This window comes from Saccharopolyspora sp. SCSIO 74807, from assembly GCF_037023755.1.
Lineage (GTDB): Bacteria > Actinomycetota > Actinomycetes > Mycobacteriales > Pseudonocardiaceae > Saccharopolyspora_C > Saccharopolyspora_C galaxeae.
Map to the genome: position 1 here is coordinate 4,938,889 of NZ_CP146100.1, position 26,577 is coordinate 4,965,465.

At 72.4% G+C, this 26,577-nt stretch carries 20 protein-coding genes; 10 read left to right on the plus strand and 10 right to left on the minus strand.

Annotation, left to right across the window (positions count from 1 at the left end; genetic code table 11):
* Positions 1-214 precede the first annotated feature (214 nt).
* Positions 215-3,103 (plus strand): FAD-linked oxidase C-terminal domain-containing protein, encoded by a 2,889-nt coding sequence (locus V1457_RS22620; RefSeq protein WP_338596617.1) that lies wholly within the window; start codon positions 215-217, stop codon positions 3,101-3,103.
* A gap of 124 nt (positions 3,104-3,227) precedes the next feature.
* Here the strand turns inward: V1457_RS22620 and V1457_RS22625 are convergent, their stop codons facing one another.
* From V1457_RS22625 to V1457_RS22645, 5 genes are all read right to left on the minus strand, one after another.
* A complete protein-coding gene (locus V1457_RS22625; RefSeq protein ID WP_200072533.1) occupies positions 3,228-3,950 on the minus strand; it encodes an MgtC/SapB family protein in 723 nt (240 codons plus the stop codon).
* Positions 3,951-4,168: 218 nt separating this feature from the next.
* Positions 4,169-4,759 (minus strand): class I SAM-dependent methyltransferase, encoded by a 591-nt coding sequence (locus V1457_RS22630; protein WP_200072534.1) that lies wholly within the window; start codon positions 4,757-4,759, stop codon positions 4,169-4,171.
* A gap of 39 nt (positions 4,760-4,798) precedes the next feature.
* A complete protein-coding gene (locus tag V1457_RS22635) occupies positions 4,799-5,779 on the minus strand; it encodes a VWA domain-containing protein (RefSeq protein ID WP_200072535.1) in 981 nt (326 codons plus the stop codon).
* Positions 5,779-6,762 (minus strand): DUF58 domain-containing protein, encoded by a 984-nt coding sequence (locus V1457_RS22640; RefSeq protein WP_338596621.1) that lies wholly within the window; start codon positions 6,760-6,762, stop codon positions 5,779-5,781. Before V1457_RS22640 ends, V1457_RS22635 begins: the two co-directional genes overlap by 1 nt.
* A gap of 14 nt (positions 6,763-6,776) precedes the next feature.
* Positions 6,777-7,880: a MoxR family ATPase gene (locus V1457_RS22645; RefSeq protein WP_200072537.1), complete on the minus strand. Its 1,104-nt coding sequence runs from the start codon at positions 7,878-7,880 to the stop codon at positions 6,777-6,779.
* A gap of 365 nt (positions 7,881-8,245) precedes the next feature.
* Here V1457_RS22645 and V1457_RS22650 point away from each other — a divergent pair, with 365 nt between their 5' ends.
* The gene (locus V1457_RS22650; protein ID WP_338596622.1) at positions 8,246-9,325 is read left to right on the plus strand and encodes a MerR family transcriptional regulator; all 1,080 of its coding nucleotides are present in this window, start codon (positions 8,246-8,248) and stop codon (positions 9,323-9,325) included.
* Between the two features lie 88 nt (positions 9,326-9,413).
* Here the strand turns inward: V1457_RS22650 and V1457_RS22655 are convergent, their stop codons facing one another.
* From V1457_RS22655 to V1457_RS22665, 3 genes are all read right to left on the minus strand, one after another.
* The gene (locus tag V1457_RS22655) at positions 9,414-9,965 is read right to left on the minus strand and encodes a molybdenum cofactor guanylyltransferase (RefSeq protein WP_338596623.1); all 552 of its coding nucleotides are present in this window, start codon (positions 9,963-9,965) and stop codon (positions 9,414-9,416) included.
* A gap of 49 nt (positions 9,966-10,014) precedes the next feature.
* Entirely contained in the window at positions 10,015-11,355 is a 1,341-nt protein-coding gene (locus tag V1457_RS22660; RefSeq protein ID WP_338596624.1) for an NlpC/P60 family protein, read from the minus strand.
* Between the two features lie 252 nt (positions 11,356-11,607).
* Positions 11,608-12,432 (minus strand): Sir2 family NAD-dependent protein deacetylase, encoded by an 825-nt coding sequence (locus V1457_RS22665; protein ID WP_307850245.1) that lies wholly within the window; start codon positions 12,430-12,432, stop codon positions 11,608-11,610.
* Between the two features lie 166 nt (positions 12,433-12,598).
* Between V1457_RS22665 and V1457_RS22670 the strand changes: the two genes are divergently transcribed.
* The 6 genes from V1457_RS22670 to V1457_RS22695 all read left to right on the plus strand — a co-directional run bounded on the left by V1457_RS22670 (position 12,599) and on the right by V1457_RS22695 (position 21,088).
* A complete protein-coding gene (locus tag V1457_RS22670) occupies positions 12,599-13,969 on the plus strand; it encodes a nitrate/nitrite transporter (RefSeq protein ID WP_338596627.1) in 1,371 nt (456 codons plus the stop codon).
* Entirely contained in the window at positions 13,962-16,070 is a 2,109-nt protein-coding gene (locus V1457_RS22675; protein WP_338596629.1) for a molybdopterin oxidoreductase family protein, read from the plus strand. The genes V1457_RS22670 and V1457_RS22675 overlap by 8 nt, the downstream gene beginning before the upstream one ends.
* Positions 16,067-17,473 carry an FAD-dependent oxidoreductase gene (locus tag V1457_RS22680; protein ID WP_338596631.1) on the plus strand — a complete coding sequence of 469 codons (1,407 nt, stop codon included), beginning with the start codon at positions 16,067-16,069 and terminating at the stop codon, positions 17,471-17,473. Before V1457_RS22675 ends, V1457_RS22680 begins: the two co-directional genes overlap by 4 nt.
* Positions 17,470-19,995: a nitrite reductase large subunit NirB gene (gene nirB, locus V1457_RS22685; RefSeq protein WP_338596633.1), complete on the plus strand. Its 2,526-nt coding sequence runs from the start codon at positions 17,470-17,472 to the stop codon at positions 19,993-19,995. Before V1457_RS22680 ends, nirB begins: the two co-directional genes overlap by 4 nt.
* The gene (gene nirD / locus V1457_RS22690) at positions 19,992-20,315 is read left to right on the plus strand and encodes a nitrite reductase small subunit NirD (protein ID WP_200072545.1); all 324 of its coding nucleotides are present in this window, start codon (positions 19,992-19,994) and stop codon (positions 20,313-20,315) included. The genes nirB and nirD overlap by 4 nt, the downstream gene beginning before the upstream one ends.
* A 77-nt stretch (positions 20,316-20,392) precedes the next feature.
* The gene (locus tag V1457_RS22695; RefSeq protein WP_338596636.1) at positions 20,393-21,088 is read left to right on the plus strand and encodes a sirohydrochlorin chelatase; all 696 of its coding nucleotides are present in this window, start codon (positions 20,393-20,395) and stop codon (positions 21,086-21,088) included.
* A 126-nt stretch (positions 21,089-21,214) separates the two neighbouring features.
* Here V1457_RS22695 and V1457_RS22700 read toward each other — a convergent pair whose 3' ends face one another.
* Positions 21,215-21,562: a hypothetical protein gene (locus V1457_RS22700; RefSeq protein ID WP_200072547.1), complete on the minus strand. Its 348-nt coding sequence runs from the start codon at positions 21,560-21,562 to the stop codon at positions 21,215-21,217.
* Between V1457_RS22700 and V1457_RS22705 the strand changes: the two genes are divergently transcribed.
* Entirely contained in the window at positions 21,543-21,794 is a 252-nt protein-coding gene (locus V1457_RS22705; protein ID WP_200072548.1) for a hypothetical protein, read from the plus strand. The two genes, V1457_RS22700 and V1457_RS22705, sit on opposite strands and share 20 nt — an antisense overlap.
* On the opposite strand, the gene V1457_RS22710 is transcribed toward V1457_RS22705, so the two are convergent.
* Positions 21,770-21,973, minus strand: a complete 204-nt coding sequence (locus tag V1457_RS22710; RefSeq protein WP_338596639.1) for a hypothetical protein — start codon at positions 21,971-21,973, stop codon at positions 21,770-21,772. The genes V1457_RS22705 and V1457_RS22710 overlap by 25 nt on opposite strands.
* Positions 21,974-22,026: 53 nt before the next feature.
* Here V1457_RS22710 and V1457_RS22715 point away from each other — a divergent pair, with 53 nt between their 5' ends.
* The gene (locus tag V1457_RS22715) at positions 22,027-26,520 is read left to right on the plus strand and encodes a cation-translocating P-type ATPase (protein WP_338596641.1); all 4,494 of its coding nucleotides are present in this window, start codon (positions 22,027-22,029) and stop codon (positions 26,518-26,520) included.
* Positions 26,521-26,577 lie beyond the last annotated feature (57 nt).

A 26,577-nucleotide genomic window follows, 5' to 3' on the forward strand; every position in this document is an offset into this window, starting at 1 on the left:
ACGTCTCCTCGTGCCGCGCCGACAATGGACACCGCGCGCAGCGCCGCCGATGACACCGCGCGCAGCGCTGCCGGACGGACACCGCGCGGGACGCTGCCCATAGCCACCGCGCGCCGCGCGGCCCAGCGGACACTGCACGCCGCAGCGAACACCTACGGTGCGTGGGAGACATCCCGAACCCGCGTTCCCACCGAGCCGGCCAGGAGCACCCGCGATGACCGCCACCCCGGACAGGGCGACCGCCCAGCCCACCACCACTCACCTTCCGCAGGACTTCGCCGCCGAACTGCGCGGCGCGCTCGACGGGCAGGCACGGTTCGACCCCGGAACCCGCGCGCTGTACTCCACCGACGCCTCCAACTACCGGCGCGTGCCGGTCGGCGTGGTCTACCCGCGCCACGCCGACGACGTCGCCGCCACGGTCGCGCTCGCCCGCGAGCACGGCGTGCCGATCACCGGCCGCGGTGCGGGCACCAGCATCGCGGGCAACGCCTGCGGCTCCGGCCTGGTGCTGGACTTCGCCCGGCACATGAACCGGATCTCCGAGATCGACCCGCAGGCCCGCACCGCCACGGTCGAACCCGGCGTCGTGCTCGACACCCTGCAGGCTGCGGCGAAACCGCACGGGCTGGCGTTCGGCCCGGACCCGTCGACGCACAGCCGCTGCACGCTCGGCGGGATGATCGGCAACAACTCCTGCGGCACGCACTCGGTCGCCTGGGGCAAGACCGTCGACAACGTGCGGTCGCTGGACGTGCTGCTCTCCGACGGGACGCGGCTGCAAGTCGGCCCTACCGCACCGGCCGAACTGGACGCGCTCTGCGCTCGCGGCGACCGCGTCGGGCGGCTCTACCAGCAGCTGCGGAACCTGCGCGACGAAACCGGTGAGCTGGTGCGCGGCTCGTTCCCGGACCTGACCCGCCGGGTCTCCGGTTACAACCTGGACCAGCTGCTGCCGGAGAACGGTTTCCACCTCGCCCGCGCGCTGGTCGGCACCGAAGGCTCCTGCGCCACGGTGCTCGGCGCGACCGTCGACCTCGCCGAAACTCCCGCGGTGCGCACGATGATCGTGCTCGGGTTCGACGACAGCTACGCCGCGGCCGACCAGGTGACCCGGCTGCGCGGGCTGGGCGCGCTGGCGATCGAAGGGCTCAGCGCCGAGCTGGTCGACGTGGTCCGCGCCCGCAACCCGGAATCCCCCGCGCTGCGGCTGCTGCCGGGCGGGCGAAGCTGGCTGCTGGTCGAAGTCGGCGGCGCCGAGCCCGGCGAAGCCGAAGCCGCCGCCGAGAAGGTGCGCAGCGCCATGGGCTCGCGGGCCGAGTCGGTCGTGCACACCGACCCGGCCCGGATGGGCGCGCTGTGGAAGATCCGCGAGGAGGGCTCGGGCTATTCCACCCGCATGTCCGACGGGTCCGAACGCTGGTCGGGCTGGGAGGACGCCGCCGTGCCGCCCGAACACCTCGGCAGCTACCTGCGCGAGTTCGACCAGCTGCTGGAGCGCCACGGGCGCAAGGGCGTGACCTACGGCCACTACGGCGACGGCTGCATCCACGTGCGCATCGACTTCGATCTGCTCACCGGCGGCGGTGCGCAGAACTACCGGGAGTTCATGGAGGCCGCCGCTGACCTCGTCGTCTCCCACGGCGGCTCGGTCTCCGGCGAACACGGCGACGGGCAGGCCCGCTCCGAGTTGCTGGCGCGGATGTACCCGGCGGAGGTGATCGGCGCGTTCGAGCGGTTCAAGTTCGCCTTCGACCCCGACGACCTGCTCAACCCGGGCCAAATCGTGCGGCCCCGGCCGCTGGACTCCGACCTGCGGCTGCTGGTCGCGCCGCCGAACATCCCCACCCGCACCACGCTGGCGCTGCACGCCGACGACGGCGACCTCGCCCCGGCGTCGCGGCGCTGCGTCGGCATGGGCAAATGCCTCAACACCACAGGTGGGGTGATGTGTCCGAGCTACCGGGCCACCAAGGAGGAGAAGCACTCCACCCGCGGGCGCGCGCACCTGCTGTTCGAGATGCTCAACGGCTCGCTGATCAAAGGCGGCTGGCGCTCCGAAGAAGTGCACGACGCACTCGACCTGTGCCTGTCCTGCAAGGGCTGCAAGACCGACTGCCCCGTCGGCGTCGACATGGCCACCTACAAGGCCGAGTTCCTGCACCAGCACTACCGCGGGCGCGTGCGCCCGGCCGCGCACTACTCGATGGGTTTCCTGCCGCTGTGGCTCGCGCTCGGCCAGTACGCGCCCGGCGCGGCCAACCGCGTCCTCAGTGGACCGATCGCGTCGCTGATCAAGCGGATCGGCGGCATCGCGGCCGAACGCGACATGCCCGCACTGGCCGGGCGCACCCTGCGCTCGTGGTGGCGGCAACGCGAACACCGGCCCGCGGGCGGTGACCGGGTCGTGCTGTTCCCCGACACCTTCACCAACCACTTCGACCCGCACATCGGCCGGGATGCGGTGCTGGCGCTGGAAAAACTCGGATCGGCCGTGGAAATCCCGCGCTCGCAGGTCTGCTGTGGACTGACGTGGGCATCCACCGGCCAGCTCGACATCGCCCGCCGCGTGGTGCGCCGCACCGCGCGGCTGCTGCGCCCGCAGGTCCGCTCCGGCCTGCCGGTCGTCGGCCTCGAACCCAGCTGCACCGCATTCCTGCGCAACGACGCGCTCGAACTCGCACCAGAGGATCCGGACGTGCGGGCGCTGGCGGAAGCCACCGAAACCTTCGCCGAGCACGTCGAACCCACGCGGTCGCGGTGGGAACGTTCCGGTGACGGCAAAGCACTGGTGCAGCAGCACTGCCACCAGTACTCCGAACTCGGCTTCGACGCCGACCGCTCGGCGCTGGCCGCCACCGGCACCGATGCGCAGGTGCTCGACGCCGGCTGCTGCGGGCTCGCGGGCAACTTCGGCTTCGAGCGCGGGCACTACGACGTGTCGATGGCTTGCGCCGAACAAGCACTGCTGCCCGCCGTGCGGCAGGCCGAACCGGGGACCGAGGTCGTCGCCGACGGGTTCAGCTGCCGCCTGCAGATCCGCCAAGCCACCGAAACCGAACCGGTCCACCTGGCGACCCTGGTCCGCCGAGCGCTCGACTGACCCGGGATCTCGCGGCTCGGGTGGCCGTTCCAGCGCCACCCGAGCCGGATCGTCGCCTCCGACGGCGAAAACGTCGGCTGATCTCCGCACCCATCCGCGACTGGCCTCCGGCCGCGACCGACGCCTAGATCCCGCTGTCCGCCGAATCCGCGGCCGAGGCGTGCAGCACGCCGTCCAGTTCGGTGAGGTCGTTGACCAGGTCCGCCACCGGCTGCTTGCCCTGGAGGTGCACCGCCACGACCGCCGTTCGCTGCTCGTCGGCGTCGGTGTCCTCCCGCTCCACCTGCAGGTCCAGCACCTTCCAGCCGCGACTGGTGCACAACGTCAGCACGTTGCGCAGCACCCCGTATCCGTCCAGGTAGCCGATGCGCACCACTTGGGGCTCGCGCAACGCGCTGCGCATCAGTCGCAACACCCGCGGATAGCCCACCGCGACCAGGAAATGCACCGCCGTCGTCGCGGTCCCCAGCAGCAGCAACCCGCTGCCGCAGGCCGTGCCGATCGCGGCGACCAGCCACACCGTCGCCGCCGTGGTCAGCCCGCGCACCACGTCGCGGCGCACGAAGATCAAACCGGCACCGATGAACCCGATGCCGGAGACGATCTGCGCGGCCACCCGGGACGGGTCGAACGAGACCTTGTCGAACTCCAGCACGTCCCCGAAGCCGTACTTCGACACCAGCATGAACAGCGCCGCCCCCACCCCGACCAGGGTGTGCGTGCGCAGCCCGGCGCTTTTCGCGCGCAGCTCGCGTTCGAGTCCGACCAAACTGGACAGCACCAGCGCGGAGCCCAGCTCGACCAGCAGCGGCAGCTCCCGCAAGCCCGTGATCACCTCGTCCGCCACCCCGCGAACGTAGCGCACAGTGGACCGTCCCGGCATTGGTGAGATCGACTACCAGCGGTTATGCCGTTCTCAGCGCACTTCCGCGCAGACGGCCGCGACCGGGAGATGAGCGAGTGCTGAGAGCGCAGTGGTGCTCGAGACACCAGCGACATTCGGGACGACAGCGGACTACCGCGACGCACCCCGAATCGACCGACTCAACTCGACACCGCGCGACCTCACCTCGGCCGCCGCGCCAAGTACACCAGCGCGGGCGGGACGTTGCGCCACACCGTCCGGCTGACCACGGTCTCCTCGAACACCGCCCGCAGATCCGCGTGCTGGCGCCGTGCCGGTGCCGCCCACTGCGTCCACGTGTAGGCGAACTGCGTGAACGCGCCCTGCTCGGTCAGCGAATCCGCCACGAGCCGGATCAGCGGAACCCCGTCCTTCGGCGTGTGCGCCACCCACGGCAGGCCGCTGACCACCACATCCGCCCGCAGTCCCCGCTCCGAGAGCAACTCCGGAAGCTGCCGCGCGTCCCCGCGCACGACCTCCACATCGCCGAATCGGGCATCCAGCGAGTCCGCCCACCGCTGGTTGAGCTCCACCGCCAGGTGCCTGCCCCGGCCGCCCAACCGCTGCTGGATCGCCTCGGTGAACGCACCCGTGCCCGGCCCGAGCTCCACCACCACCGGATCACCCGACGCAGGCACCGGCGCGACCATGTCGCGGGTCAGGTACCGCGAACTCGGACCCACCGCGGCCGTGGTGGTCGGAGACTTCACGAACTCACGCAGGAACTCCCCCGCGCCTGCGGCAACGCTCACGTCCACTCCCGTGCTCGAACCTGCGGAGCACGCCGCGGCTCACGGCAACCGCCTGCCGAACAGCAGCGCCAACGCGGCCGCGACGATCGCGGTGAGCGTACCCAGCACCAACCACGGCTTGCTGGCGTCTGTGTGCTTGATCTCGTAGCCGATCTGCTCGCCCAGCGTCGCGTAGACCCGGCGCAACTGCTCGGCGCTGGCGGCCTTGTGGAACTCCCCGCCGGACAGGCCCGCGATCTCCTCCATCGCCTCGTCGTCGACGTCCACCGGCTGCGGCTGGCCCTCGATGTCGATGGTGCCGTGCCGGGTGCCGAACGAGATCGTGGTGATCGGGATGTTCGCCTTCTTCGCCTCGCCCGCCTTGGTGTAAGCCCCGCGCGGCGCGTCCAGGTCCCGCGGGATCGTCTGCCCGCCATCGGCCATCAGCACGATCCGCGCAGGCGGCGCACCCTCCGGGCCGCCGACCATCTTGCCGAACGAGTCGATCGCCGACATCGAGGCGTTGATCCCGTCGCCGGTGGCCGTGGCCTCGGACAGCGTCAGGTTGTCGATCGCCTGCTTCACGCTGGTCCGGTCGGTCGTGGGCATCGTCATCACCGTCGCGGTGCCCGCGAACGACACCAAGCCCAGGTTGATGCCGGGGGTGAGCTTGTCCGCGAACTCCTTGGCCGCGATCTTCGCCGCCTCCAAGCGGCTCGGCTCGACGTCCTTGGCCATCATCGACAGCGACACGTCCACGGTCAGCATCACCGTCGCGCGATTGCGCGGAATGCGCTGCTCCGAAGTCGGCCCCGCCAGCGCGATCGTCAGCACCAGCACCGCCACGCCCAGCAACGCGGGCGGCGCGTGCTTGAACCAGCCCTGCCGCTTCGGCGCCACCCGGTCCAACAGCTCCAGGTTGCTGAACCGCAACGTCTCCTTGCGCGCACGCCGCTGCACCCACACGTACCCGGCGACCAGCGCGGCCAGCACCAGCAGCAGCAAGAACCACCAGGGCGAAGCGAAACCCCACAAGCTCATCAGGCCGCTCCCCCGGACCAGCCGCGTTTGCGGGCCATCACGAACCGAACGATGTCAGCGATCCAATCCGAATCCGTCCGCAGCACCAGGTGCGCGCAACCCGCGCGCCGCAGCGCCGCGGCCACCTCCTCGCGATGCGCCGCGGCCGCCGCGGCGAATTCCTTGCGCAGCACCGGAGTCGTACGCACCTCCCGCTGCTTGCCGGTCTCCGGGTCCGACAGCACCACCGTGCCCACGTCCGGCAACTCGATGTCGCGCGGATCCAGCACCTCGATCGCCAGCAGCGAGTGCCGCGCGCTCAACCCGCGCAGCGCGCGCTGCCAATCGAGGCCACCGACGAAATCCGAGATCACCACGGCGAGCCCGCGCCTGCGCGGCGGCCGCCGCAACGACTCGAGCAACGCGTTCAGATCCCCGCGCGTGCCCGCCTGCGCGCGCGGCGTCTCGGCGACCTTCTTCAGCATCGCCCGCGAATGCGCGAGACCTCCGCGCGCGGGCAGCCGGACGTGCCCGGAACCGTTGTCGAGCACGGTGCCGATCCGGTTGCCACCACCGCTGGTCAGATGGGTGACCGCGGCAAGCGCCGCGATCGCGAGTTCCCGCTTGTCGCAAGCCGCGGAGCCGAAGTCCAAGCTGGCCGAGAGGTCCAGCGCCACCCAGGTCTCCAGCTCGCGGTCGGCCTCGGTCTGGCGGATGTGCGGCTCGGCCATCCGCGCGGTCACCGCCCAGTCCATCCGGCGCACGTCGTCGCCGGGCTGGTAGGTCCGGGCCTCGCCCGGCTCGGTTCCCGGACCGGGCACCAGGCCGAGGTGATTGCCCTGCAGCAGACCGTCCAGGCGGCCGCGCACGGTCAGCTCCAGCGAACGCAGCGCGGACTGCATCCGCGGCTCGTCCAGCGCGGGCGGAGCCCACGAGGGGCGCTCGTCGCCGGAATCCCGCGAAGGGCGCCGCTCGCCTTGCGGCACGCCGGGCTGCTCGGTCATCGGGTCCTGCCCCGTCACGGGTACTGCGGCGAACCGGCCGCGGCGTGCCCGTAACCGCCCGCCTGCGGCTGCGGCTGGCCTGCCTGCGAACGGGCCGAGACTTGCGGCAGCGGCACCGTCTGCAACACCCGGTTGATGATGTGGTCGACCGGCACGCCGTCGGCCAGCGCGTCGTAGGACAGCACCAGCCGGTGCCGGAACACGTCCGGCACCACGTCCACCACATCTTGCGGCAGCACGTAATCCCGCCCGCGCACCAGCGCCAACGCCCGCGACGCCGACACCACGCCGAGGCTGGCGCGCGGCGAGGCCCCGTAGGACACCCAGCCCGCGATGTCGGACAGCCCGTGATCGTTCGGCTGCCGCGTGGCCAGCACCAGCCGCACCACGTAGTCCACCAGCGCGTGGTGCACGAACACCTGCGCGGCGACCTCCTGCAACCGGGTCAGCGCGGCCGGGTCGAGCACCGGGTTCGGCTCCGGAGAAGCGACGCCCATCCGGTAGACGATCTCGCGTTCCTCCTCCGCGGTCGGGTACTCGACCTGGAGCTTGAACAGGAACCGGTCGCGCTGCGCCTCCGGCAGCGGGTAGACGCCCTCGTTCTCGATCGGGTTCTGGGTGGCCAGCACCAGGAACGGCTGCGGCATCGGGAAGCTCTGCCCACCGATCGAGACGTGCCGCTCCGCCATGACCTCCAGCAGCGCCGACTGCACCTTCGCGGGCGCGCGGTTGATCTCGTCGGCGAGCACGAAGTTGGCCAGCACCGGGCCGAGTTCGACGTCGAACCGCTCGCTGCCCTGCCGGTAGATCCGGGTGCCGAGGATGTCGGCGGGCACCAGGTCGGGGGTGAACTGCAACCGGGAGAACGAGCCGCCGACGACGTTGGCGAAGGTCTCCACCGCGAGCGTCTTGGCCACACCGGGCACGCCTTCGAGCAGGATGTGGCCCTTGGCGAGCAGGCCGACCAGCACCCGCTCCACGAGCCGGTCCTGCCCGACGATGATCCGCTTGACCTCGAAGACGGTGCGTTCCAGCAGCTGCGCGTCCCGGGCCGGGGTGTTCACCTGCTCCGCGGGCGTCCCTGCCTCGGTCGCGCCGCCCTCGCCGGCCTCGGTCACTTCGGCACCTTCCGTTCGCGCTTGTCCTCGCACCGGCCGCGCAGCGCACCGGTTCCCCAACCGGCACCGGGAGCCCGGTTTCCGCGTCGCCCGCCGGCCGATCTTGGCACGCGCCCGCCACGTCCGCGCGAGGGGGCGCCGCACCGGCGACCAGTCAACCTCGCAGCCGGTATGAGCGTTGTGAAGCGCTCGGCGCTCGGTGCGTCGTTGTGGTTTCGCCGGCTCGGCATAATTTCACTCGGCACTGAAGTTACAAAGTCATCGAAATGCTGCGCGCGGCTCCGGAATGGGGTTTGACCTTGACCTCGGGGCAGGGAGCACCGTCGAGGTCATCGGGCAGATCGCCCGCGATGCGGAGGGGAATCGTGCGCAGGTTGAGCATCGGTGCGTTCGCGCAGGAATCGGGTTTGAGCCCGAAAGCGCTGCGGCTCTACGACGACCTGGGCCTGCTGGCCCCGGCCGACGTTGATCCGCGGACCGGCTACCGCTCCTACGACCGCTGCCAGCTCGCCACGGCGAAGCTCATCGTCCGATTGCGCGTGCTGGGGATGCCGCTGGAACGGATCCGGGTGGTGCTGGCCCTGCCGTCGGAAGCCGCCGCGGCGGAGGTCGCTTCGTACTGGCGGCAGGTCGAAGCCGACACTGCGGCCCGCCGCGAAGCAGCCGCATCCCTCATCGACCAACTGTCCAGGAAGGACGCGACCATGACGGACGCAGTGCGGGAACTCGAGGTGCGCGGCTCCGCGAGCACCGACATCGGACTGGTGCGCGACAGCAACCAGGACGCGGTGCTCGCGGGCGACCGCCTGTTCGCGGTGGCCGATGGTTTCGGCGCGCAGGGCTTGGGCCGTGCCGCGAGCTCGGCCGCGCTCGACGCACTCGAACGGCTCGAGCGGCAAGGCCCTGCCGAGGATCCTCTGGGCGCGCTCAGCGACGCGGTGCGCAATGCGCGCGCTGCGGTGCGCGAGTTCACCAAGTCCGACATCGCCGCGCAGGGCGCGGGTACGACCTTGACGGCGATGCTGTGGTCAGGCGTGCGCTTCGCGCTGGCGCACGTCGGGGACTCGCGGGCGTACCTGCTGCGGGGTGCGGAGCTGACCCGGCTCACCCACGACCACAGCTTCGTGCAGTCGCTTGTCGACGAGGGGAAGCTGACCGTGGAAGAGGCCGCGGCACATCCGCAACGTGCGATGTTGCTGCGCGCGTTGGAGCACGAAGGCACGGCGGAACCGGACATGCACCTGCGCGAAGCCCGGGCGGGCGATCGCTACCTGCTCTGCTCGGACGGGCTCACCAGCGTGCTCGACGAGCAGGAGATCTCCCGCGCGCTCGGCAGCAACGGCACTTCCCAGCAAGCCGCGGACCGATTGGTCGAGCTGGTGCGTTCGGCGGGGGCGCCGGACAACGTCTCCTGCTCGGTCGTCGACGCGACTGCCCGCGCGTGACGCGGAGCCGAGCAACGTTGAACGGCCCCTCTGCGAGGAATCGCAGTCGGCCAGGCCGCCGTCGCTGTGGGTCTTGCGCACCGGTGATCTAGGTGAGGCGGCGGTAGTCGTCCGGGGTGTCCACATCGGATGCTTCGGTGCCGGTGGCGGGCACGCGGGCCGGTTCGAGCTGGGCCAGCAGGTCGCGGACCGGGCGGTTCACCACTTCCGCCGGCATGTGCTCGCGCAGCGCCTCGGCCCGCCACACCCCCAGCAGCCACTGTGGACGATCGTCCGAGTCGATCAGTACCGCGCCCGCATCGCGCACGGCCGCGCGCAGCCGGTCGATCGTCGAGGCGGTCAGGCCGGGGTGGTCGGCGGCCACGACGGCCACCAGCCCGACCTCGCGCGGGACTTCCCGCAGACCCGCGTGCAAACCGGCCAGCGGTCCGCTGCGCGGAGGGTCCTCCCGAGCCCATCGGACCGGCACCGCCACCGGCCGTTCCGGTCCGACGATGACGATCGGCTCGGCTCCGCCCACCGCCGCCAGCGTGCGATCCAGCAACGTGCAGCCACCGACCCGCAGAGCGAGTTTGTCCACGCCGCCGAGCCGCTTGGCCTCGCCGCCCGCGAGCACCACCGCAGCGAATCCGTTCGTCACGCAGCGATCCTTATCGCACCGGTTCCACCGCCGCCGGGCCGGCCCGGATTCAGAACATGCGCACCGCGTAAGGCGCGATCCCGTCGTAGCGCACAGGCGCGACACGCACCTGCGAGCCGGAGTACGGCGCTTCCACCATCTTGCCGTTGCCCAGGTACAGCGCCACGTGGTGGACGCTGCCGCTGCTGCGCCAGAACAGCATGTCGCCGCGCTGCATCGACGACAGCGAAACCTGCTCGCCCGCCTTGTACTGGTAGCCGCTGTAGTGGTCGAGCTCCACACCGGCCGCGGCGAATGCGTAGACCATCAGGCCCGAGCAGTCGAAGCCGGTCTTGCGGTAGTCGCCGTAGGAGTCGGCCACTCCCCCGTCCCGGATGCCTTGCGTCGGTCCGTCCTCGTCGCCGCCGCCCCATGCGTACGGCATCCCGAGCTGGGACATCGCCCGCTGCACGACGGTCTCGACCCCGGCTGGCGCCGCGTCGTCGGAGTCGTCGGAATCATCCGAGCCACCGGAGTCCCCGGTGGGCGCCGGCCGGGACGCCGCCTGCGCGGCCTGTGCGGCCTGCTGGGCTTGCGCCTGCGCCTGCTGCTCGGCCTCGCGGGCGTCGAGCCATTCCTGGTAGCGGTCCTTCTGGCCCTCCATGCCCTGCACCGTGGAGCGGGCCTGCCGCAGTTCGGCCTGCGCGCCGTCGCGTTCGGCTGCGAGCCGTTGTGCGCTACCGGCCTGCCCAGCGCGCGCGGCGATGGCGGCGCTCTGCGCGGCTTCGGCCCGGCCGCGCGCGGCGTCGGCCGCAGCGCGCTTGGCCGCGGCGTCCTGCAACGCCTGGCGGGCCAGCGAGTCCTTGTTGACCCGCTCGATGCGGGCGCGTTCGAGGTCGTCGAGGACGTCGAGCTGATCGCGGCTGACGATGTCCAGCAGTTCGGCGCGGTTGAGCAGCTCTTCCGGACCACGCGCGCCCGCGAAGGCGGTCAGCGAGCCGATGCGGCTGCCCTGGCGGTAGCTGCCCGCGGCGAAACGGTCGAGCCGCTCCCGCTGGCGCTCGACCTCGGTGGCAGCGGCGGTGGCTTGATCCCCGGCGCCGTGCGCCAGCTGCTCGGCGCGGCTGTGCGCGCGTTCGGCGCGGGTCATGTCGACGCGGGCCTTGTTGGCCTCTTCCATCGCGACTTCGACGCCGGCCCCGAGTTCGTCGAGGCGGGTCTCGGCTTCGGCGAGCCGCTGGGTCAGCGCACCCACCTGGCCGGCCCGGTCCCCGGCGAGCTCGCGCTGCGCCTGCAGGTCGCCTTCGTCCGGTCGCGGGGGCGGCGGCGTGCTGCCCGCGACCGGAGGGCAGCTCACCGCCACCAGCGCAGCCAGCAGGAGCCCGCCGGAAAGCTGTCGGGATCGCCGCACGAGCCGTCACCTCCTGTCGCCGACGGCTCGTTGGACCGTTCGGCCTTGCAGGCATTGCGCCATTCGGCGCACAGGACGGAAGCAACTCTGCGATGCGACCTCAAAGCTCGCAATTCGTAACTTGCACCTCTTGCGGCACAACATGCACACCACGGCGGTGGTAATGATCTTGTGCGCAGCGCGGATCGCCGGCACGTGACTTGCCAACAAAAATTTCGCGGGCGAGCCGCCCGGGCGGGCAGCGGAGCGGGCTCAGCTCCAGGTGCCGGGGTCGCCCCAAGTGCTCAGCGGCTCGTCGGAGCCGGTGGCGGGGACGGCGACCAGTTCCGGCAGCACCTCGACCAGCGGCTCGCGCAGCACGGCCGCGGCCAGCTCGTCATAGGGAGTGGGCTCTGCGTTGCAGACCACCAAGTCCGCCCCGGCCCGCACGGCCAGTTCGGCGAGCCCAGCGGCGGGCTGCACGGTCAGCGAGGTGCCCGCGGTCAGGAACAGGTCGCAGTCCAGCGCCGCCCGCTGCGCGGACCGGATCACGTCCGCGTCCAGGGCTTGCCCGAAGGAGATCGTGCTGGACTTCAGGATGCCGCCGCAGGAGTTGCACGGCGGGTCCGGCTCGCCCGCGGCGACCCGTTGCAGCGCGGCGCGCATCGTGCCGGTCGAGCCGCAATCCAGGCACACCACGCCGAAAACCGAACCGTGCAGTTCCAGCACCGAACCGGAGTCCAGCCCGGCGCTCTGGTGCAGCCCGTCGATGTTCTGGGTCAGCACCGTGCGCAACCGCTGCTGGGCGGCGAGGTCGGTGAACGCGCGGTGCGCGGCGTTCGGCTCCGCGCTCCACGCCGGATGCTCGGCGCGGCTGCGCCACGCCTTCCTGCGCACCTCCGGATCGGCGACGTAGCAGTTGATGTCGCTGAGCCGCTGCGCCTCCGGGTCCCGCGTCCACACCCCGTTCGGACCGCGGAAGTCCGGGATGCCGGAGGCGGTGGAAAGCCCGGCCCCGGTCAACGCGGTGATCCGCCGCGCCCCGGCGAACAGGGCGCGGGCGCGCTCGAGGGCTTCGGAACTTCCGCGTGCTGGCACATCCCCACCGTGCCACGTGTCCCAGCTCACCCGTATGCCGGGCGGATTCGCAGCGCACTGCGGCCGCGCGGGCCTGCGAAGGTCGTTTTCCCGGTGGTAACTCGCGAAGAGCAGCGGTGAAACACCGGCTTCCTAACGTCTGGCCAGCCCGACGAGAGGAGCCGATGTGCCCGCCGCCCCGCACACCCGACCCGGCCGGTGGATCGACGGCTGGGATCCCGAGGACGCGGTCTTCTGGGAGCGCACCGGCAGGCGCGTGGCCCGCCGGAACCTGCGGCTGTCGATCCTGTCCGAGCACATCGGATTCTCGGTGTGGAGCATCTGGTCGGTCATGGTGCTGTTCATGTCGCCGGCCATCGGACTGGGATTCACCGCCTCCGAGAAGTTCCTGCTGACCACGGTGCCGACGCTGGTGGGAGCGCTGCTGCGGCTGCCGTACAGCTACGCGGTGACGCGGTTCGGCGGTCGCAATTGGACGGTCGTCTCGACCGCCGCGCTGCTGGTGCCGACGGCGTCGACGGCCTACTTCGTGCAGCAGCCGGGCACCGAGCTGTGGGTGTTCCTGGTGCTGGGCGCGCTGACCGGCGTGGGCGGCGGGAACTTCGCCTCGTCGATGACCAACATCACCGCGTTCTTCCCGCAGCGCGCGCAGGGCTGGGCGCTGGGGTTGAACGCGGGCGGCGGCAACATCGGCGTCGCGGTCGTCCAACTGGTCGGGCTGCTGGTGGTCGCGCTGGCCGGGAACACCTCCCCCGCACTGGTGGCCGGGGTGTACCTGCCGCTGATCGTGCTGGCCGCCCTGCTGGCGGCAGTGCGGATGGACAACGTCGACGCGGTCGTGGCCGCGCCCGGCGCGCAGCTGGAAGTGGTGCGAGACCGGCACGCCTGGTGGATCTCGCTGCTGTACGTCGGCACCTTCGGGTCGTTCATCGGCTACGGCTTCGCGTTCGGGCTGGTGCTGCAGAACGAGTTCGGTTCCAGCCCGCTGCAGGCGGCGACCTGGACGTTCCTGGGACCGCTGCTGGGTTCGCTGGCGCGACCGCTGGGCGGGCGGATGTCGGACCGCTTCGGCGGAGCGCGGGTGACGTTCTGGAACTTCCTGGCCATGGCGGTCGCGACCGGGGTGCTGCTGGTGGCTTCCGGGTCGGGTTCGTTCCCGCTGTACCTGACCGCGTTCATCGCGCTGTTCGTGCTGACCGGGGTCGGCAACGGATCGGTGTACAAGATGATCCCGGGGATCTTCACCGCGCGGGCGGCGCTTTCCGCCACCCCGGACGCGTTCGCGCAGGCCAGGCGGCTTTCGGGCGCGTTGATGGGGGTGGCCGGTGCGGTCGGCGCGCTGGGCGGGGTGTTCATCAACCTGACCTTCCGCGCCTCGTTCGGCGGGTCCGCGGCCAACGGGAACGCCGCGCTGCTGACGTTCCTCGCGTTCTACGTGCTGTGCCTGGTCCTGACCTGGGCGGTGTACCTGCGCCCGGCGCCCGGCCGGGTGGCGACGCGCCGGGAACCGGTCGCCGAAGGGGTCACCAGTGCCTGAGCCGCGCACCGTCGCCACCCACTGCCCCTATTGCGCCTTGCAGTGCGGAACCCGGCTCACCCGCGAACGCGCGGGCGTGACCGTGGTTCCGACGGACTTCCCGGTGAATCGGGGCGGGTTGTGCCAGAAGGGCTGGACCGCGGCGTCCCTGTTGGACATTCCGGACCGCCTGGTGCATCCGATGGTCCGCCGTGGCGGGGAACTCGTAGCCGCGGACTGGGACACGGCGCTGGGAACCGTCGCCGATCGGCTGCTGGGATTGCGCGCCGAACACGGCCCGGACGCGGTGGCCGTGTTCGGCGGCGGCGGGCTGACCAACGAGAAGGCTTACCTGCTCGGGAAGTTCGCCCGGCTGGCGCTGGGCACCAGCCGGATCGACTACAACGGGCGGTTCTGCATGTCCTCGGCCGCGGCTGCGGGCAACGCCGCGTTCGGGCTGGACCGCGGGCTGCCGTTCCCGGTGACCGACCTGGGCGCGGCGGACGCGGTGCTGCTGGCCGGTGCGAACCCGGCGGAGACGATGCCGCCGCTGATGCAGCACCTCGCCCGGCCGGACCTGGTCGTGATCGACCCGCGGCGCACCGCCACGGCCGAGCGCGCCGCGCTGCACCTGCAACCCGCACCGGGCACGGATCTCGCGCTGGCGCTGGGTCTGCTGCACATCGCGGTCGTCGACGGCTGGTACGACGACGGCTACGTACGCGAGCGCACCAGCGGTTTCGACGCGGCTCGGCAACGGGCGATGACGTGGTGGCCGGAGCGGGTCGAACGGGTCACCGGCGTGCCGGTGGGCGCGCAACGCGCGGCGGTGCGGATGCTGGCGCGGGCCGAGCGGGCCTACGTGCTCACCGGCCGCGGCGCCGAGCAGCACAGCAAGGGCACCGACACCGTCGCCGCATTCATCAACCTGTCCCTGGCGCTGGGCCTGCCGGGCCGCGAAGGCAGCGGCTACGGCTGCCTGACCGGACAGGGCAACGGGCAGGGCGGCCGGGAACACGGGCAGAAGGCCGATCAGCTGCCGGGCTACCGGATGATCACCGACGAGGCCGCTCGCGAACACGTCTCCCGGATCTGGGGCGTGCCGCCGGAGACCCTGCCGGGACCGGGCAGCAGCGCCTACGAGCTGCTCAACGGGCTCGGCACCCCGCACGGCCCCCGCGCGATGCTGGTGTTCGGCTCGAACCCGGCCGTTTCCGCGCCGCACGCCGCGCACATCACCGCACGTCTGTCCAGTTTGGACTTCTTGGTGGTGGCGGACTTCGTGCCGTCGGAGACCGCGCGGATGGCCGACGTGGTGCTGCCGGTGACGCAGTGGGCCGAGGAGGACGGCACCATGACCAACCTCGAAGGCCGCGTGTTGCGCCGCCGCCGGTTGCAGAACCCGCCCGGGCACGTCCGCTCCGACCTCGAAGTGCTGCACGGGCTGGCGCGGCGGCTGGGCGAACCGGCGCAGCGCTACCCCACTGCACCGCGCGAAGTGTTCGAGGAGCTGCGGCGCGCCTCCGCAGGCGGCAAGGCCGACTACTCCGGTATCGACTACGAACGCCTCGACACCGAGGCGCTGTACTGGCCGTGCCCGGCGGAAGGCCCGGACGGGACCGCTCATCCCGGCACGCCGCGGCTGTTCCTGCACGGCTTCGCCCACCCCGACGGGCGGGCGCGGTTCGCAGCGGTCGAGCACCGCGCCGCGGCCGAGTCGGTGCGCGCGGAGTTCCCGCTGCTGGCCACCACCGGCCGCGAGCTGGCGCAGTACCAATCCGGTGCGCAGACCCGCCGGGTCGCCGAACTCGACGCAGCGGCACCGGAGGCGTTCGTCGAGGTCCATCCGGACACCGCAGAACGCGCCGGGCTGCGCGCGGGCGCTCTGGCGGTGGTGACCTCCGCGCGCGGCGAAGTGGTTGCGCGCGTGCGGCTGGTCGCGTCGATGCGCACCGACACCGTGTTCCTGCCGTTCCACTTCCCGGGCGATGGCCGCGCGAACCTGCTCACCAACCCGGCGCTGGACCCGCGCAGCCGGATGCCGGAGTTCAAGGTCGCCGCGGTGCGGATCGGCCCGCACCCGCCGCCCGGGATCACGGCTGCCGAGGAGGTGCCCGCGTGAGCCACGTGCTGGTCATCGGGAACGGTCCGGCCGCGCACCGACTGGTGGAGCGGCTGCGCCACCACGGGCACCACGGGCCGATCACCGTGCTGGGCCAGGAGCCGCGTCCCGCGTACAACCGGGTGCTGCTGGCCTCGGTGCTGGACGGGACGCTCAGTCCGGACTCGGTCACGCTGCCGGAGTCCGAAGCGCAAGTGCGGCTGGGCGTGACCGCCACCGCCATCGATCCGGCGCGGCGGCTGGTGCGCACCACCACCGGCGTGGTGCACCGCTACGACGAGCTCGTGCTGGCCACCGGAGCGCGGGCGACCGTGCCGGGGATTGCCGGGGTGCGGAGCAGGAACGGCGGACTCGCGGACGGCGTGACGACGCTGCGCACGCTGGCCGATTGCGAACGGATCGCCGGTGACGCGCAGCGCGCGGTCGTGCTCGGCGGCGGAGTGCTCGGAGTCGAGACCGCGCGCGGGCTCCAAGGCCGCGGCATCGACGTCACGCTCGTGCACCCGCAGCCGCATCCGATGGACCGCCAGCTCGATGCCGCCGGTGGCGAACTGCTCGCGGAGCACCTGCGAGGTATGGGCGTGGCCACCGAGCTGGGCCGTCGCGCGGTGACCTACCGGCCCGGCGAACTCGTGCTCGACGACGGCCGGGTGCTGCGAGCCGACGCGCTCGTGCTGTGCACCGGGGTGCAGCCGGAGACGGACACGGCGGGCACGGCCGGGCTCGCGGTCGGGCGCGGCGTGCTCGTGGACGACCGGATGCGCACCACCGACCCGCACGTGCACGCGATCGGCGACTGCGCCGAGCACGACGGGCTGGTGCCGGGGCTGATCGCGCCCGCTTGGGAGCAGGCGGACGTGCTCGCGCAGGTGCTCACCGGCGGGCACGCGCGTTATGCGCCCGCAGGCAGCGTGACCCGGCTGAAGGCTCGCGGCATCGACCTGTCCGCCATCGGCGCGGCGTCCAGTTTGGACGGTTCGCGGACCGATGTGGAGCTGGTGACCGTGGCCGATCCGGCGCGCGGCCGGTACGCGAAGCTCGCGCTGCGCCGGGACCGGGTCGCCGGTGCCGTGCTGATCGGGTTCCCGCAGGCCGGTGCCGCGATCGGCCAGCTGCACGAGCGCGACCTGCCCGTGCCCGCGGACCGGCTGGGACTGCTGCTGGGCGGCGGCGCGCCCGAGCGGTCCGCACCCGCCGAACTCGCCGACGACGCGGTGCTCTGCCGCTGCAACAACGTCACCAAGAACCGCCTCGTGCGGGCCTTCCACGACGGTGCTCGCGACGCCGGCGCGCTCGCGCGGGCGACCAGGGCGACCACCGGCTGCGGCGGCTGCGGCGACGAGGTGCGCCGGCTCTGCGGCGCCTTGCTGGAGACCTCGACCGAACAGGAGGGAGCGGCATGACCCGGACCCTTGTCGTGATCGGCCACGGAATGGTCGGCCACCGCCTCGTGCAAGACCTGCGCGCCCGCGATGCGGCGGGTACCTGGCGGGTGGTGGTGCTGGCCGAGGAGCCGCACGCCGCTTATGACCGGGTGGCGCTGTCGTCCTACTTGGACGGCAAGAGCGCCGCGGACCTGAGCCTGGCCGGGCCGGACTTCCGCACCGATCCGGCCGTCGAGCTGCGACTGGACTGCGGCGCCGCGCGCATCGACCGCGCGGAGCGGACGGTGACCACCACCGGCGGTGCACAGCTCGGCTACGACGCGCTGGTGCTGGCCACCGGCTCGCGCCCGTTCGTGCCGCCGGTGCCCGGGCACCAGCTGGCCGGCTGCCACGTGTACCGCACGCTCGACGATCTGGACGCCATCCGGGACGAAGCGGTCCCCGACCGGCCCGGCGTGGTCATCGGCGGCGGTCTGCTCGGGCTGGAAGCGGCCAACGCCTTGCGGCTGCTGGGCATGCGCCCGCACGTGGTGGAGATGGCGCCGCGGCTGATGCCGATGCAGGTCGACGAAGGCGGCGGACAGGTGCTCGCCAAGCTCGTCGGGGACCTCGGGCTCGAGTTGCACTGCGACGTCGCCACGCAGTCCATCGACGCCGGGCCGGACGGCCGGGTAGCCGGGGTGACGCTGTCCGACGGGACCTCGGTGGAGACGGACCTGGTCGTGTTCTCCGCCGGGATCCGCCCGCGCGACGAACTCGCCGAGCCGGCCGGGCTGGACCGCGCCCATCGCGGCGGCGTGCTCGTCGACGACCGCTGCCGCACCAGCGACGAGCGCATCTGGGCGGTCGGCGAGTGCGCGGCGGTCGAAGGCCGTTGCTACGGCCTGGTCGCGCCCGGCTACAGCATGGCCGAGGTCGTCGTGGCCCAGCTGCTGGAGCTGGGCGACGACCCGTTCCCCGGCGCCGACATGTCGACGAAGCTCAAACTGCTCGGCGTCGACGTGGCCAGCTTCGGCGACGCGCACGGGAGCAACGCGGGCGCGCTGGAGGTCGTCTACGCCAACAACGCCGCGGGCACCTACGCGAAGCTGGTGCTCAGCGACGACGCCTCGACGCTGCTCGGCGGGGTGCTGGTGGGCGATGCGAGCGCGTACGCGGCGCTGCGTCCGCTGATCGGGCGGGAACTACCGGCTCCGCCGGAGCAACTGCTGCTGCCCGCGGGCTCGGGTGCGGACGCCGCAGCGCTGCCCGGCGATGCGCTCGTCTGCTCCTGCAACAACGTGTCCAAAGCGGACATCACCGGCGCCATCACCGGCGAGTCGCTGACCGATGTGGCGGGCGTCAAGGGCTGCACCAAGGCGGGCACCAGCTGCGGCTCCTGCGTGCCGATGCTGAAGAACCTGCTCGCCGAATGCGGCGTGGCGACCTCCGATGCGCTGTGCGAGCACTTCGGGCGATCCCGCGCCGAACTGTTCGAGATCGTCCGCGCCACCGGCATCGGCACGTTCTCCGAGCTGATCGGCAAGCACGGCACCGGGCACGGCTGCGACATCTGCAAACCCGCGGTGGCCTCGATCCTGGCCAGCCTCGGCAACGGGCACATCCTCGAAGGCGAGCAGGCCGGGCTGCAGGACACCAACGACCGGTTCTTGGCGAACATGCAGCGCAACGGCAGCTACTCGGTGGTTCCGCGGGTGCCCGGCGGGGAGATCACGCCGGAGAAGCTGATCGTGCTCGGCGAGGTGGCCCGCGCGTTCGGGCTCTACACCAAGATCACCGGTGGGCAGCGGATCGACCTGTTCGGTGCGCGGGTGGAGCAGCTGCCGCAGATCTGGCGGCGGCTGGTCGAGGCCGGTTTCGAGTCCGGGCACGCCTACGGCAAGGCGCTGCGCACGGTGAAGTCCTGCGTCGGCGACGACTGGTGCCGCTACGGGGTGCAGGACTCGGTGGCGATGGCGATCCGGCTGGAGCTGCGCTACCGCGGGCTGCGCTCGCCGCACAAGGTCAAGGCCGGGGTGTCCGGCTGCGCGCGGGAGTGCGCGGAGGCGCGTTCGAAGGACTTCGGCGTCATCGCCACCGAAACCGGCTGGAACCTCTACGTCGGCGGCAACGGCGGGTTCGCCCCGCGGCACGCCGGACTGCTGGCCGCCGACCTCGACGACGAGACGCTGGTGCGGTTCGTCGACCGGTTCCTGATGTTCTACGTGCGCACCGCCGACCGGTTGCAGCGCACCGCCGCGTGGATCGAGGCCATGGACGGCGGGATCGAGCACCTCCGCGCGGTGGTGGTCGGCGACTCCCTGGGCATCGCCGCGGAACTGGAGGCCGCGATGGCCGAGCACGTCGCCGGCTACACCGACGAATGGGCCGGGGTGCTGCAAGACCCGGCGAAGTTGTCCCGCTTCGTCTCGTTCGTCAACGCCCCCGGAACGCCGGATCCGACGATCAGCTTCACCGAGGAACGCGGCCGGGTCCGGCCCGGTCCGGTGGCGCTGCCGATGCCGTCCGCGCGCGCCGGGGCCGAGGAGGTCTCCGCATGAGCTGGCAATCCATCTGCCCGTTGAGCGCGGTGCCGCCCGCCTGCGGTGTTCCCGCGCTGCTCGGCGGCTATCCGGTCGCGGTGTTCCGCACCACCGACGACGAGCTGTTCGCGGTCGGCGGCGTCGATCCGCTCTGCGGAGCGGGTGTGATCAGCCGCGGCATCGTCGGTGACCGCGGCGGCGAACCGACGGTGGCCTCGCCGCTGCTCAAGCAGGTCTACTCGCTGCGCACCGGCGAATGCCTGGACGAGCCCGCGGCGAAGCTGCCGACCTACCGGGTGCGGCTGCGCGACGAGATGGTGGAGATCGCAGTCCCGTGACTGCGCGGACGAACGCACCGGGCTACGACCGGCATCGGTTCCCGCCGGTTGCCGGCACCGATGAAGGACGCGCACGGATGCGCGCAAGCATGAAAGCCACACCTCCCCTGCTGCTCGTCGCGCACGGAACCCGCGACCCCGCCGGTCCCGTCGTCGTCGAACGCATCGCGGCGGCGGTCGCCGACCGCGCGAGCGTTCCGGTGCACGTCGCCTACGTCGACGTCATCGGCCCCACCGTGGCCGAGGCGCTGGGTGCGCTGCACGGCCCCGTGGTGGTGCTGCCCGCGTTCCTGGCGTCCGGCTACCACGTGCGCACGGATCTGCCCGCGCAGATCGCCGAGGTCGGCCGCACCGGCGATGTCGCGGTGACCGCGTCGCTGGGTCCGAGTCCGGAACTCGCGGAGGCGATGCTCGACCGGCTCCTCGGAGCCGGTTGGCGCCCGGGCGAACAGGTGCTGTTGTCCGCCGCGGGCTCCTCCGACGAAGGTGCGCTCGCCGACGTGCGTACCGCGGCGAACCTGCTCGGGCGGCTGTGCGGGCAGTGGCTGCACCCGAGTTTCGTCACGACAGCCGCGCCGCTGACCGCGGACCTGTGCGCGGACGGACGCGCGGGTTTCATCGCGCCGTACCTGCTGGCGCCCGGACTGTTCCACCGCAAGCTCAACGAACTACCGGTGCACGCGGTTGCCGAACCCATCGGTGCGCACCCGCGCGTCATCGACCTCGTCGTGCGGCGGCACAGCGCGGCGTGCCGGGATTCCTTCGCCGCCTGACGACCGCGGCGCGCACGCCGTCGCCGTGACCGTGCGCAGCAATGCGCGGCCGGGCAGAACACGATCGTGCTTTTCACTCCTTGTTCGATTCATTCCTTGTTCAACCTCCCGTACGCTGGACGTTTCTCAACGACATCTTCGTTCTGGAGGGCTCATGACCACCGCAGCCAGTTCCGGAGGGCGTTCGGCACCGAGCCGGAGCACGTCCCGTAGCGGGACGCAGGGGCGGCGCACCGGCACGTCGAGTTCGGGCGCTTCACGAACGTCAAGCTCCAGCGCTTCCAGCACGCGAACCCGCGGGCAAACCACCGGCAGCGGGCGCTCCCGCACCCAGACCTCGTCGCCGTCGGCGCGCAGCCAGTCCGGCAGCGGACGCACCGGCACCCAGACCTCGACGTCCGCGCGCAGCGGATCCGGTGGCGCGTCGAGCTCGGCGCAGTCGCACGGCGCGACCGTGAACCTGCCCTTCGTCACCGCGGAGTTCCACCGGCCGGACGTGCAGCTGCCGGGCCGCGAGGACTTCGCCTCCGCTGCCGAGACCGTCCGTTCGCAACTGCCCACGCCGAAGCAGGCGCTGTTCTACGGCGGCCTGGCCGCAGGAACCGCGCTGAGCCTGCTCGAATGGCCCGTCGCGCTGGCCATCGGCGTCGGCACCGCGGTCGTCACCAGCGGCCAAGGCGGTCAGGGCAGCGCCCAGCGGTCCTGACCGGACGCATTCCGGCCGAGGCGCGGGCGGCAGGACGGCCGCCCCGCCCCGGCGATCCCGCCGGACGAATCCCCCTGCTCGGCCGCTTCGCGCGGGTGGCGCCACCCGACCCCGGCTGACCCCGCGCCGCACACGGCGAGCACGAGCCCGGCGACCCCTTCCGCGGCCCGCACGTTCACGCGCGATTCTTCGCCGCCGCGCGCTCATTCCCGACATTCCAGGAAGGCAATCGATGCCGTTCGGCAAGCTGCTGTCGCTGGCCGCCGAAACCACCGGGCAGGTGGTCGACGCGGTGCGCACCCTCGGTACCGCTCCGGCGAGCCAGCGAACGTACTCCGGTGCCGACCGCACGCACCTCGAGGTGCGCGGGCTGCACCGGCCAGGAACCGAGCAGGCCAACCGCGAGCTGCGCAACCGTCTGTCCGATTTGGACGGAGTGCGCGGGGTCGAGGTGAACGCCGTGCTCGGCCGCGTGGTCGTGCAGCACGAGCCGGAGATCGATCCCGCCGACCTCGGCGAAGTGGTCTCGCAGGTCGAGGACGAGCACGACCTCACCGAGCTCGGGCGCGCCCCCGGCGGCATGGCGCACCCCGGCGACGCGGGAGCGCTGGTTCGCGACGTGGGCGCACTGGGCATGAGCGTGCTCGGGCTGGGCTATTCGGCGGTCGCCGGCATGCTGCCGCTGCGGCCCGCGTCACCGCTGGTGCCGACCGCGGTCTCGCTGGTCGACTCGGTTCCGTGGTTGCACAACGGGGCCGAGCGCGCGCTCGGCCGGGACGCCACCGAAACCGCGCTCACCGTCGGCGGCGCGCTCACCCAAGGGCTGTCGCAGAATCCGCTGTCGGTGTTCACCGACCTGGCCGGCCGGTTCTGCACCTCGCGGGAGACGATCGCGCGCGGTCAGGCGTGGCGCCGTTGGGAAGAGGCCAATGCCGGTCTCCCGGGCGTGCACGAGGCGGAGGCGCTGGAACTCGAACCGCGCCCGGCCGAACTGCCGAACGGTCCGGTGGAGCACGTCTCGAACCTCTCCGGCACCTTCGCCCTCGGCGGCTACGGCACGGTGCTGGCCGCCACCCGCAACGACCAGCGCGCGCAGGCGACGATGCTCGCCGGAGTGCCGCGACCGGCCAGAACCGGCCGGGAGGCGTTCGCAGCGCAGCTCACCACCGCCATCTCCGAACGCGGCACGGTCGTGCTGGAGCCGCGGGCGCTGCGCCGGATGGACCGGGTGGACACCGTCGTGCTCGACGCGCCCGCGCTGCTGACCGGACGGCACGTGGTCGAAGAGGTACTGCCGCTGGACACCGACGCCGACCAGACGCGGCTGTTCGCCCGCGCCGGTGAACTCGTCGACCCGGAGCAGCCCAAGGCGCGGCACACCCGCGGCGCATGGTCCTGCGCCCCGCTCGGTCGGCCTTCGCTGCCGGACCGGTTGCGGGACGCGGTGCGCGAACACCGCGAGCACGGAGCGAACTTGTTGATGCTGAGCCACGAATCGGAGCCGGTAGCGGTCGTCGTGGTCGTCACCGAACTGGATCCGCTGGCAGAAGCGCTCGTGGAAGCGGGGCGTTGCGCGGGTTCGGTGGTGCTGGCGGGCATCGGCAGCCGCCTCGACCACCGGCTCGCCGTCGACGACGCCGTGCACGGCGGCAACCGGCTCGCAGAGTCGGTGCGCAGGTTGCAGCAGGACGGGCACGTGGTGGCGCTGCTGTCCGCCCGCGGGCACACCGCACTCGCCGCCGCCGACGTCGGCATCGGTGTCCCCGAATCCGAACGGCCCGCGCCGTGGGGCGCGGACGCGCTGTGCCCGAACCGGGCGGAGGCGCACGCGCTGCTCTCGGCAGTCACCGAGGCGCGCACCGCCAGCAAGCACGCAGCCGCGTTGTCCGTCGGCGGATCCTGCCTGGGCGTGCTGTTCGGCGCGCTCGGCCCGTCGCTGGGCGCCCCGGCGCGCGCGTCCATGCCGGTGCAGGCCGCCACGATCTTCGCGCTGGGCACCGGCACGCTCGCCGGGTTGCAGGCGGGCAACCGGCCACCGCCGGCGCCACGGCAGCGCACCCCGTGGCACGCGCTGCCGGGCAAGGCGGTGCTGGGGATGCTGTCGAGTTCGGTCGACGGGCTCAGCTCCGTCGCGGCCCGCCGGTTGCGCCGCGGCCAGCCGCGCGAGGCGGGCCCGGAAGACACCGGCGTGCTCTCGGCGACGCTGGAAGGGCTGGTGAACCCGATGACGCCGGTGCTGTTCGCCGGCGCGGTGGTCTCCGCCGGGCTCGGATCGGTGATCGACGCGGTGCTGATCGCCGGCGTGCTCGGCGTCAGCGCGCTCGTGGACGGCGTGCAGCGGGTGGCCACCGACCGCGAGCTGGCGCGGCTGCTCGACGCCGGGCAGCTGCCCGCGCGGGTGTACCGCGACGGCGAGACGACCACCGTGCCCGCCGACCAGCTGGTGCCCGGCGACGTGGTCGAGCTGCAATCCGGCGACGGCGTGCCCGCCGACTGCCGGGTGCTGTCCGCGGAGTTCCTGGAGATCGACGAATCCAGCCTCACCGGCGAGTCCAACCTGGTGGTCAAGACACCGGAGGCGACCACGGCGGCCGCGCTCGGCGATCGCACCAGCATGGTCTACCAGGGCACCACCGTGGCCACCGGTACCGCCACCGCGGTCGTGGTCGCGACCGGGACCACCACCGAGATCGGCCGCACGACGCACGAGAACGGCGGCGAGGTCGGCAGCGCAGGCGGCGTGGAGGCACGGCTGGCCGAGCTGACGCAGCAGATCCTGCCGCTGTCGATCGGCGCGGGCGGCGTGCTGCTGGTGGCCGACCTGCTGCGCGGAATCCCGCTCGCGCAGACCATCGGCCGCGCCGTCGGCCTGGCCGTGGCCGCGGTGCCGGAAGGCTTGCCGTTCGTGGCCACGCTCGCCGAACTCGCCGCTGCACGCCGGTTGTCCCAGCGCGGGGTGCTGGTGCGCAGCCCCGCCACGATCGAAGCGCTCGGGCGGGTGGACGCGCTGTGCTTCGACAAGACCGGCACGCTCACCCAGGGCCGGATCAGCCTCGGCCAGGTCTCGGACGGCAGGCACAGCAGCGCTCCGGACGCGCTGGACGGAACCCGGCGCCGCGTGGTCGAGATCGCGGTGCGGGCGAATCCGCAGCCCGATCCGGACCAGCCGCTGCCGCATCCCACCGACCGCGCGGTGCTGGAGGGTGCGGTCAACGCAGGCATCGATCCGAACGGGCGCGACGTGCTCGCGGACCTTCCGTTCGAGCCCGCCCGCAGCTACCACGCCACTCGCACGCGCGGCCGGGACGGCACCGCGCTGCACGTCAAGGGCGCGCCCGAAGTCGTGCTCGAGCGCTGCACGCGGTGGCGCTGCGCGGACGGGGACCTGCCGTTCGACGTGGCCGCGCGCGCCGAAGTCGAGGACGAGATCGAACGCCTGGCACTGCGCGGATACCGGCTGCTCGCGGTCGCCGAGAAGTCCGAACAGGACGAATCCGGGTCCGAATTGGACGATTCCGATGTGGACGATCTGGAACTGGTCGGACTGCTGGGACTCGCCGATCCAGTGCACCCGACCGCGGCCGAGGCGGTCGGCAGGCTGCAACGGGCGGGCGTCGGCGTCATCATGATCACCGGCGATCACCCGAGCACCGCGGAGGCGATCGCCGCCGAGCTCGGGATGCTGGGCGAGCGCTGGGTGCTCGGCGGCGGGCAGCTCGACGAGCTCGACGACGAGCAGCTCGCGGCCGCGCTGCCGCAGGTCTCGGTGTTCGCGCGGGTCAGCCCGGCGCAGAAGGCGCGGATCGTGCGGCTGCTGCGCGCCGACGGGCGCACCGTGGCGATGACCGGGGACGGGGCCAACGACGTGCCCGCGATCAAGCTCGCGCACGTCGGCATCGCGCTGGGCTCGCGGGCCACCCCGGCGGCGCGGGAGTCCGCGGACCTGGTGGTGGCCGACGACCGGATCGAGACGATCACCGACGGCATCGTGGAAGGCCGGGGCATGTGGGCCTCGGTGCACGACGCGCTGTCGATGCTGCTCGGCGGCAACCTCGGCGAGATCGGGTACGCGGTGGGATCGGGTTTCCTCGGCTCCGGTGCCGCGCTCAACGCGCGGCAGCTGCTGGTGGTCAACATGCTCACCGACGTGTTGCCCGCGATCGCCATCGCGGTGCGCCCGCCGCCGCACGCGACGCCGGAGAAGCTGCTCGCCGAGGGACCGGAGGCTTCCCTGGGCAAGGCGTTGACCCGCGACGTGTACGTGCGGGCGGTGGGTACGGCGACCGCGGCCGGCTTGGCGTGGGCGCTGGCCCGCCCGGTCTCCACACCTGGGCAGGCGCAGACGACGGGGCTGGTGGCGCTGGTGTCCGCGCAGCTGGCGCAGACACTGGCGGTGCGCGGCCGCACACCGCTGGTGCTGGCCTCCGGCGCGGTTTCGCTGCTGATCCTGCTCGGGGTCGTGCAGGTGCCGGGGGTGAGCCAGTTCTTCGGCAGCAGGCCGCTGCTGCCGCACCAGTGGCTGATCGCGCTCGGGGCGGCGATGGCGAGCACCGCAGGGGTGGTGGCTTGGCAGCACTGGCCCGGGGACGACGGTGCAGACGGCGCCTCGCAGGCACCGGCGCTGCCCGGTGCGCCGTCGGAGTCCGTGGTGCAACCGGGCTCCCTGGACGAGTCTCCGCGCGTCGTGGAAGGCGTGGTGGAACCGAGCGAACCGGCGAGGGTGTGAGCGCGCCGACGGCCCGCCCGGACCAGTGATCACCACGCCGGTGGTGGTTCGTGATCA